This window comes from Streptomyces sp. NPDC002926 (assembly GCF_053591755.1).
The window spans coordinates 95,948-104,892 of the sequence record NZ_JBSFUK010000020.1; the positions used below are offsets into that span (position 1 = coordinate 95,948).

Annotated in this window: 6 protein-coding genes; 2 read left to right on the top strand and 4 right to left on the bottom strand. The window is 70.9% G+C overall.

Annotation, left to right across the window (positions count from 1 at the left end; all coding sequences use genetic code 11):
- Positions 1–88: 88 nt before the first annotated feature.
- The 4 genes from ACWDZ6_RS25145 to ACWDZ6_RS25160 form a co-directional block, all read right to left on the bottom strand.
- Positions 89–1,423 (bottom strand): condensation domain-containing protein, encoded by a 1,335-nt coding sequence (locus ACWDZ6_RS25145; protein ID WP_451504625.1) that lies wholly within the window; start codon positions 1,421–1,423, stop codon positions 89–91.
- A 120-nt stretch (positions 1,424–1,543) separates the two neighbouring features.
- Positions 1,544–2,869: an MFS transporter gene (locus ACWDZ6_RS25150; RefSeq protein ID WP_451504626.1), complete on the bottom strand. Its 1,326-nt coding sequence runs from the start codon at positions 2,867–2,869 to the stop codon at positions 1,544–1,546.
- A gap of 647 nt (positions 2,870–3,516) precedes the next feature.
- Positions 3,517–4,083 carry an EF-hand domain-containing protein gene (locus tag ACWDZ6_RS25155; RefSeq protein ID WP_451504627.1) on the bottom strand — a complete coding sequence of 189 codons (567 nt, stop codon included), beginning with the start codon at positions 4,081–4,083 and terminating at the stop codon, positions 3,517–3,519.
- A 331-nt stretch (positions 4,084–4,414) separates the two neighbouring features.
- A complete protein-coding gene (locus tag ACWDZ6_RS25160; RefSeq protein ID WP_451504628.1) occupies positions 4,415–5,200 on the bottom strand; it encodes a VOC family protein in 786 nt (261 codons plus the stop codon).
- Positions 5,201–5,751: 551 nt separating this feature from the next.
- Here ACWDZ6_RS25160 and ACWDZ6_RS25165 point away from each other — a divergent pair.
- Entirely contained in the window at positions 5,752–7,443 is a 1,692-nt protein-coding gene (locus tag ACWDZ6_RS25165; RefSeq protein WP_451504634.1) for a S8 family serine peptidase, read from the top strand.
- 191 nt (positions 7,444–7,634) lie between these two features.
- On the top strand, positions 7,635–8,945 hold a 1,311-nt coding region (locus tag ACWDZ6_RS25170), incomplete at its 3' end, for an AAA family ATPase (protein ID WP_451504629.1).

The following is an 8,945-nucleotide window of genomic DNA, read 5'->3' on the forward strand; positions in this document are numbered from 1 at the left end:
GGGTCTGTGGCTCTGTGGCTCGAGGGGTGTGCGGTGCGCCGGCCGTGTGCGTTCGGCGGTGTGCCGTTTCCGTGTACGACCGCGGCGTTCAGCCGACGGTGACGTCGGCTCGCTCCGGGGCGGGCAGGGCCGCGCAGAAGGCGCCGAACCCGTCTTCGGCCGTGTGGTCGTCGAGCACGTGGCGGTCCCACACCATGCGGATGTGGAGTTCGGGCCCGTGGGTCACGGAGACGGCGAACGGGGCGCGCACCGGCCGGCCGTCGATGTGGATCTCGCGGCCTGCCACTCCGCCCAGGCTCAGCGGTGGACGGCGACGGGCGTCGTCGACGGTCAGCAGGCCGTCCAGTCGGCCCGACCACAGGGACCCGGCCGACCGGGCGGCGTGCACGACTTCGTCGAAGGGGGTGTCCGCCCGGTCGAGGTCGGCCCACCAGTCGGTGGCCGTCGCCTCCGCGCCGAAGGGGTCGCCGCCGTTCGGGCCGTCGGGGGCGTCATCGGTCCCGGCGGGGAAAACGACGGTGTTGAGGAAGCAGCCGACCACCGGGGCAGCGGCGGCCGGGCGGCCGCCCCATGGGTACCCGATCGGTGACACATGACCGGCTCCGTACAGGACCCGGGCCGCTGCCCGGCAGGCGTCGAGCAGCGCAGGGAACGGTGCGCCGGAGGCCGGTGCGGGCAGCCGCAGTTCGGCCGCGCCGGTGGGCAGCGTGCCGGAGGCGGGAGTCTGCGGCCCCGGGAGCGGAGCGCGTTCGCGCACCTCACGCAGCCGCCCGCCCCAGTACTCCAGCGCGGCGGACGACCCCGCGTGCTGCTCGGCGTCGAGCTGCATCAGGACCGCGTCCCGGTAGGCGGCCATTTCCGCGGCCGCTTCGGCGGGCGCGAGTTCTCCGGGGCCGGCCCCGTCGCGGTAGGCGCTGCTCAGCTCCTCGACGACGCGTGCCAGCGACTGGCCGTCGCAGGCGGTGTGGTCCAGTACGACGGCGAGCACCTCTTCCCGGGCATCCGGTCCGTCATCGGCCAGGTAGAGCCGCAGCGGCGAGCCCTGCGCAGTCCAGGCGTTCAGGGCTCGGCGCACGGTGGTGGCCGCGTCCTCGCCGGGCGCGCGAACGACGCGTTCCACCGGTACGTCCGGCTCCGCCGGGCGAAGCACGGGGGTGCCGCGGAGCACCTCCGGGTGGGCGCGCAGCACAGGGTGCCGGGCGGCCAGATGGTTCGCGGCCGCTCGCAGCCGTACCGGATCCACGGTGCCGCGGGGGAAGGCGAAGAACATCGGGACGATGTCCGGCCGTCCGGCGGGGTCCAGGGAGCGCACCAGGACGAAACGCCGCTGGGCTCCGGTGACGGGCAGCAGATCGATTTCCCTGTTGTCGGCGGCGATGCGTTGGTAGCGAGCCACGTACTGGCCCGTGATGCTGAGGCGCACGTTGTCCTCTCTGTCGTGTCTGTCATGGCCGCGCGTCGGACGCCGCGCCATGACGCTCGGGCGGGACGGCAGCGATGAAGGACCGGCACGCAGGCCGGAGCTGGAACGGGGGGTTTCGAGTCAGCCGACGGCTATGGACTCGGGCCGGCCGCCGGAGTCGCCCGTGGCCGGACCTTCCGGGGCTTGTGTGTCCTCCGGAGCGGCCGGCAGATCGCGCATGCGGCGAAGGGGGGAGAGCAGCAACGGCAGCGGTACGACGAGGAAGCCGATCGCGCAGACCCAGAGTGCGGCGCGCGGATCGAAGGCGCCCGCGACGGCGCCGCCCACGACGGCGCCGAGCGGCAGGGTGCCCCACACAAGGAAACGCAGTGTGGCGTTCATCCGGCCGAGCAGTCGGGGCGGGCAGAGCGTCTGACGGAAGCTGACCTGGGCGACGTTGTAGACCACCGCGCCGAAGGAGACCACGCCGGAGCCGATGGCGAACAGGGCGGCGGTGGCTCCCCGTCCGGACAGCGGCCACAACAGTGCGAACGGCCCGGTTGCCAGGGCGGAGAGCCAGATGATGCGGCCCTGTCCGAGGCGGCCGGCGAGCGTGCCGGCGCTGAGTGCACCGACGAGTCCGCCCACGGCGGACGCGGAGAGCATCAGACCGACGGCGACCGGCTGCAGGCCGATCACCCGTACCAGGAAGATGGTCTGAGTGGCCATCAGCATCGCGGTGAAGAAGTTGCCGAGGCCGGTCGTTGCGGCGATGACCCGTAGCAAGGGGTGGCCGAGCACGAACCGGAGGCCTTCCCCGATGTCCTTGCGCAGGGACGCGCCCGGGACCGGCTCGGGCCGGCTCTCGGGCGGCCGCTTCATGGCCAGCAGGAACAGCGCGGACACGGCGTAGCCGATCGCGTCGGCCACGATCGCCAGATGGGCCCCGAGGACTTGTACGAGTCCGCCACCGAGCCCGGGTCCGGCGATGTGGGCCGATGAGCGGACCGTCTCCAATGCACCGTTGCCCGCCATCAGCCGCTCCTTGGGCAGCAGTTCGGGCAGGTAGCTCTGGTGGGCCACATCGAAGAAGACGGTTGCGGCTCCGGTGACCAGAGCGACGACGTACAGCTGCGCCATCGTCAGTACGCCGGCGACTGCGGCCAGCGGGACGCTCGCCATGGTCAGGGCGCGCACCGCATCGGCCCGGATCATCAGCGGGAGCTTCCTCATCCGGTCGACCCAGGCACCCGCAGGCAGCCCTATCAGGAGGAACGCGGCGGTCTCGGCAGCCGTGAGCAGACCCACCTGAAACGCGGGTGCCTTCAGCACGAGTACCGCCACCAGCGGGAGAGCGACCAGGGTGACCTGGGCGCCGACTTGACCGGCCGCGGCGCCGGCGAGCAGGAGACGGAAGTCGCGCATGCGCAGCAGACCGCTGGATGCGACAGGGGGTGAGGGGGACATGAGTCAGACCTTCACCGTCAGGTCGATCAACAGTCAAAACACAAAGAACACTTTCGGTCGTTTCTCCTGCGATATCTCCATCGGATCGGCAAATCTTCCGCCAGAATGATGCAACTTCCGGATGAATGGCATGCGTTGATGCTTCCCGACAAGAGGATCCGCGCAGCGCTCGCCCGGCAGGTCTCGGTCGATCTCGCACATCGCGTCACGAATCGTACCTTTGACCGAAAATAGTCGCCCGCTCACCCTCGGTGTCCGAGGTGCCGACTCCAGCCGCTATAGGCGCTTCGTCCCTGCGGGGTGAGTCGGTCTACGGAACGGTGACGGCTCACCGGGCGGCGGCGCCCATCGGCCGGCCGGTAGGTTCAGCGTGCCGCCGCACCACCGCACGGGTATGTCCGCAGAGACGACTGCCTCGTCATTGAGCGCCGCGAACTACGGCAGCCGGGACCGCACGCATGCTGAGGCGGTCGGCACGCCATCACTCAGCACATTTCGAACAGCTCGCTCGACTCGGCCGCGCTGCGGGAAGCGCCCTCTCACCGCGCCGACCCGTCGGAGCCCCGGCTCTCGCGCAGTCCGAAGCCGCAGGGCCGTCCTGGCCCTGCGGCTCGGGGCCTGTCGGTGCGGCCGGGCTCAGCCCACGGTCAGGGGGCGTCCGAACTCCGCTCGGTGACGCCGAGGAAGATGCCACCCGGCGTGTTGAGGTCGTCGTTGTAGAGGTGGAACGCGCGGAGCGACCTGGCGACCTCCCGCTGGGAGATGAACGCGTCGCCGTCCAGGTCCAGCCGTTGGAAGATGACCGCGGCGTCAGCGCTGGAAACCTCGTAGAAGGCCAGGTACCGGGCGAACTCGTCCCTGCTGATCCGCTTGTCGCCGTCGATGTCCAGGACATTGAAGATGGCCTGGGCAATGTCCTCCAGCAGGTGGGACGCATACGTGTCGTACCCCGCGGCGCGGTGCGCCGCGACGAACTCGTCCTGGGACAGACGGTCCTGCCCGGGGTTCGCCTGCGTCAGGAGTCCCAGCCATTGCGCCCAGTACGCCTTCTCCAACGACTTGATCCTGGCGTCGCTCTTCGCCAACGCATAGCCGGTCATGTACTTGTCCACGATCCGCTGGTAGTCGCCCCACGTGACGAAGCCGTCTTCGTCGGTGTCCAGGACCGCGAAGAGCTGCCGGAGCCGACGGGTGATCGGATCGAACGTCGCCATGCGTTCCGTGTCCTTCCGGTAGAGCTGATCGACGATGGTGCTTGCACACGGCTTTGTGCCGCATTGCGGCGTCGAGAGGTCTCGAGAACGAACTTCGACATGTCAGACGTCCATGGGCCGCCGGCGGTTCACCGCCCGCCGAACGATCAAGCGGGAGACCTGGGTGACCGGGGCGTTCCACTGAGTTCATCCCGGATCAGGAGCCGGCGCGGCCATCGTGGAGGCCTGCCCGCGGCAGCCGGGTAAGGACGGTCATCGTGAAGGCCGTCCGGCCCGCGGCAACCGGGCGAGTCGCCGAGGCCGGCTTCGTCCGACCGTCCGGGCCGCGGACTCAGCGGGCAGCGCCGCGGATAATGGCCGAAGGGGCGCCGAAGGGGTCGGTGAACATGGCCAAGCGGCCCACGCCCTCCGCGTCGATGGGCGGGATCAGCGGGGTGGCACCCTGTCGGGTGGCCTCGGTGAAGGTGGCGTCGACGTCGGCCACTTCGAAGTACGGATGCCACTCCGAGCGGGAACCCGCTTCCAGGTTCTCCTTCGCGAGCTGCATGATGCCGCCTTGCGTGGCGCTCTCGCCGCCGCCCGGGGGAGAGACGACGGTGTAGGTGGTGCCGGCGACTGGCACGTCCTTGTAGTCCCACGAGAAGACGGAGCGGTAGAAGTCCTTCGCGGCGGCGGCGTCCGTGGTGTACAGCTCCGTCCAGGACAGCGTGTTCACATCGTTGACCGCTTCCAGACCCTTCGTGTCGCCGGGCTGCCAGACGGCGAACCGGGCGCCGGTCGGGTCGGTGTACGCCGCCATCCGGCCTTCGGTGAAGACGTCCATGGGCGGGACACGCACGGTGCCGCCGGCCTGCTCGACGGCCCTGGTCGTGGCGTCGGCGTCGGCGGTCTGGAAATACGGCGTCCAGGCGGAGGCCGCGCCCTCCTCGGTGAGCGGGCCGATCGCGGCGACGGTCCTCTCGTTCAGCCGCAGGAAGCCGTACCCTCCGGCCTCCGGTCCCATGGTCCGCAACTCCCAGCCGAACAGGGCTCCGTAGAAGGCGGCGGCGGCTTCTACGTCGGGGCTTCCCAGGTCGAGCCAGTTCGGCGCACCCGGGACGTACGTGGTCGTCAGCATCGTGGTTCTCCTCTCGCACGCGCGCGGGGATGACGGTTGCAGTCGGTCGCCTTCAGCGTGCCAGCCCCCACTGGCATCCGCCGTTGGGTGCGACGCGACACGCCGCGCACCCGCCGGACCCCGGACCCCGCTGGGGGAGCCCCCACGGGGGTGACAAGGGTTTTCCCCGTATCGGGTTCATCTCCGCATTCCCTACTGTCTGCCGCACCGGCGAATTCCAGCCTCTGACCGTTAAATGTCAGGTGCATGTAAATCGTGGGATCTGCCGGCGACGGCCCTTGACCAGGGGCCGTCGCGCCGACGGCGGCGCGAGGGCGACCCGGCCCGGGGGACCGCGGATCGCACCCCCACAGCCAACCGCGGTTCCCGCGCCGTCCGTCCGCGCTCCGCACCGTCAGTTGAAAGGGAACACCTTGAACGGTTCCAGACGGAGACTCATATCCGTCGTGGCCGCGAGCGCGACGATCGCCGCCGTCGCCGCCACGTACTCCGTGGCACTCGCCGCCACTCCGCCGCCGCCCTCGCCGAAGCCCGCCCCGGCTTCCCAGTCGATGACCTCACTGCCGACCGCACCGGTCGAGAAGGTCATCGTCACCTACAAGTCCAAGACGTCCGAGGCCACTTCCAACACGGCGGCCAAGACCGACGCAACGGCCAAGGCCGCCGAGACCGGCGAGAGCCTGTCGTTCGAGCGCCGGCTCGCCGGCGGCGCCGCCCTGGTCAACCTCGGTGGCAAGGCGTCCAAGAAGGACCTCGCCGAGGTCCTGGACGCCTTCCGCGCCGACTCGTCGGTCGCGTCAGTGGAACCCGACATCCGCGCCTACGCGATGGCCGTCACCCCGAACGACACCGAGTACACCAAGCAGTGGGACCTGTTCGAGGCCACCGGCGGCATGAACGTGCCAGGCGCCTGGGACAAGACCACCGGCAGTGGCGTCACCGTCGCCGTCGTGGACACCGGCTACGCCGCCCACACGGACCTCGCCGCCAATGTCATCCCGGGCTACGACTTCATCTCGACCGCCGCGGACGCCCGGGACGGCAACGGCCGCGACAGCGACGCCAAGGACGAGGGCGACTGGAACGCCACCGACGGCGAGTGCGGCACCGGTTCCAAGGCGGGCAACTCCTCCTGGCACGGCACCCACGTCGCGGGCACCATTGCGGCAACGGCGGGCAACAGCAAGGGCGTTGCGGGTATCGCGTACAGCGCGAAGATCCAGCCGCTCCGCGTGCTCGGCAAGTGCGGCGGCTCCTCCGCGGACATCGCCGACGCGATCACCTGGGCATCCGGCGGTACCGTCCCTGGCGTCCCGGCGAACCCGAACCCGGCCAAGGTCATCAACATGAGCCTCGGCGGCGCCAGTGCCACCTGCCCCAGCGTCTACCAGAACGCCATCAACGGCGCCGTGTCCCGCGGTACCACGGTGGTCGTCGCGGCGGGCAACAGCAACGCCAACGCCTCAGGCTTCACCCCCGCGAACTGCGCCAACATCATCAACGTGGCGTCCACCAGCCGTGAGGGCAACCGCTCGTTCTACTCGAACTACGGCAGCATCGTCGACGTCGCCGCGCCCGGCGGCGAGACCCGCCGCGCCACCGACACGCCCGGCACCGTCACCACTCCGGAAAACGGCATCCTCTCCACGCTGAACTCCGGCGCCACCACCCAGTCGACGGAGAACTACAAGCCTTACCAGGGCACTTCGATGGCCGCCCCGCACATCGCCGGGCTCGCCGCGCTGCTCAAGTCGGCCAAGAGCACTCTGACCCCGGCCGAGATCGAGGCCGCGATCAAGAGCAACGCCAGGCCACTGCCGGGCACCTGCACCGGCGGCTGCGGCACCGGCATCGCCGACGCGGCGAAGACCGTGAACGCCGTCACCGGCACCACCGGCGGTACGACGTTCAGCAATGCGACGGATGTGACAATCGCGGACAACTCGACCGTCAGTTCGTCGATCGCCGTCACCGGCCGTTCCGGCAACGCCCCCGCCGCCCTCAAGGTCGACGTGGACATCAAGCACACCTGGCGCGGCGACCTGGTCATCGACCTGATCGCGCCGGACGGCACGGTGCGCAACCTGAAGGCCTCGTCGTCGTCCGACAGCGCCGACAACGTCCTTGCGACGTACACGGTCGACGCGTCCAGCGAGGTGGCCAACGGCACCTGGAAGCTGCAGGTCCGCGATGTGGCATCGGGTGACACCGGCTACATCGACGCCTGGAGTCTCACCTTCTGAACCACCCACCACAAGTGCATCACAGCTGGTCAGGGGCGCGTTCGCGGCATATCGCCGCGAGCGCGCCCCGCCGCCGGTCCGTGCGCGCCTGTCCGCATCCCGGACAAACAGCCTGGACTGCGGTGGCCTGATTCGTATGCTCTGCTCTCACGGGCAGAGTCCCGCGCAGGCCACAGGGGGGTGGTGGGTACGTGACAACGGCGGCGCACCGCCCTGCACCGGTCGGGCGGGGGGAGCTCCTCGCGCGGCTCGAACGAGTCCTGCACGCCCGCGGGCGTGCCCTGCTCACGGGCCCGGCCGGGGTCGGCAAGACCGAGGTCGCCCTGGCCGCCGCCGCGCGCGCCGAGTCCCGCGGCGAAACCGTACTGTGGCTCGCCACATTGCCCGCCGACCGGGACATACCCGGCGCGGCCGCCGCCGCCCTGGTCGCGACCATTTCGGCGTGCGCCTCCTGGCCCGGGGCCCGGCCCCAGGGTGGCCCCGCCCCGTACGACATCCTCGGGGGACTGCCCGGACCGCAGCGGACCGCGGTCGCCATGCTGTGCCGCGAGGCGCCCGTGCCCGACAACGGCTGGGACCCCATCGCCCTGCGGCTCGCCCTCGCCCAGATCCTGCGGACGCTCGCCGCGCACGGCCCCGTCCTGCTCGTCGTCGACGGCGTCCAGCGCATCGACGCCGACAGCGCCGACCTGATGCGGTTCGCCCTGCATCTGGCTCCGTCGGCGCTGCGCGTCATCGCCGTCGAGACCCCCGAGGCGTACGGACCCGACACATCCACCACACGTACGGCACCGCAGGACGCGGCCTGCCCGGAGCCGCTGTGGGTGCCGTCCGAGGCCGACGTCCTGAACGTGGCGCCGCTGCACGCCGACGAGATCGCCGAACTCCTCTTCCACCACCGGCTGCCGTCCCGGATGGCCGGCCGTATCCACAAGGCCAGCGGCGGCAATCCGCGACTCGCGCTCGCCGTCGGCCGGTCCCTCGCCGACGCCAGGACGCCGGTGCACCACGCCGAGGCCCTGTCCCTGTCCGGGCGCGCACGCGATCTCGCACGTCAACTGCTCGGCGCCGCCTCCCCCGCCGTGCGTGACACGCTCCTGCTGGCCGCACTGGCGCTGCGCCCGACGGCTTCGCTGATCCGCCGCACCGGCCGCACCATGGCCGAGGCCGATCTCGCCGCCGCCGAGCGGGCGAATCTCATCTCGCTCACGGAGGACGGGACGGTCGCCTTCACGGCCGGGTTGCTGCCCTCCACGCTGGTGCACGACGCCGGGTGGGCCGAGCGCAGCGACGGTCATGCGGCTCTCGCGCGGGTCGTGGACGACCCCGTCGAGGCCGTACGGCACCGGGCGCTGGCGACGGACATCCCCGACGAGCAACTGGCAGCGGAGGTCGCGGCTGCGGCCGACACGGCGCGACGCCGCGGGAACAGCGCGCTGGCCGCCGAACTCGCCCTGCTCGCCGCCGAGTCCACGCCCGGCCGGCACAGCGCGCAACGGCTC

What these genes read in the sequence shown, in the direction of transcription:
- ACWDZ6_RS25155 (WP_451504627.1), bottom strand. Translation starts at nt 4,083, where the DNA reads ATGGCGACGTTCGATCCGATCACCCGTCGGCTCCGGCAGCTCTTCGCG.
- ACWDZ6_RS25160 (WP_451504628.1), bottom strand. Translation starts at nt 5,200, where the DNA reads ATGCTGACGACCACGTACGTCCCGGGTGCGCCGAACTGGCTCGACCTG.
- ACWDZ6_RS25150 (WP_451504626.1), bottom strand. Translation starts at nt 2,869, where the DNA reads ATGTCCCCCTCACCCCCTGTCGCATCCAGCGGTCTGCTGCGCATGCGC.
- ACWDZ6_RS25165 (WP_451504634.1), top strand. Translation starts at nt 5,752, where the DNA reads ATGACCTCACTGCCGACCGCACCGGTCGAGAAGGTCATCGTCACCTAC.